The sequence below is a fragment of the Ensifer sp. ENS08 genome, assembly GCF_014852195.1.
Taxonomy (GTDB): Bacteria; Pseudomonadota; Alphaproteobacteria; order Rhizobiales; family Rhizobiaceae; genus Ensifer; species Ensifer adhaerens.
Window position 1 is genome coordinate 1 of the sequence record NZ_JACVBF010000098.1, and the last position, 255, is coordinate 255.

General features: G+C 60.8%; 1 pseudogene. It reads right to left on the reverse strand.

What is annotated here, in order from left to right:
* Positions 1-255 (reverse strand): annotated as a pseudogene (locus IB272_RS34670) (IS21 family transposase); the annotation flags it as partial.

Sequence of the window (255 nt, forward strand, 5' to 3'; positions counted from 1 at the left end):
TGCGCATCCACCACGCAAGGTGCAGGTGAAGGCCTTCCATGCTGTCAAAGCTGTGTCCGGCAAGTGCGTTGTGCTTCACATACCCGACGCCTCGCTCGTCCTTGCCTTTGGTACGAGCCCGGTATGGCGCACATGCGCGAGGACGGAAGTCCCAATAGCGGGAGAAGGCATGCAGCCGATCGTTGAACACGACCTCGCGGGTCACCGCGTCGTGCCGTGTTACCAATGCCGCAGCATTATCGAGAAGGACCTCGC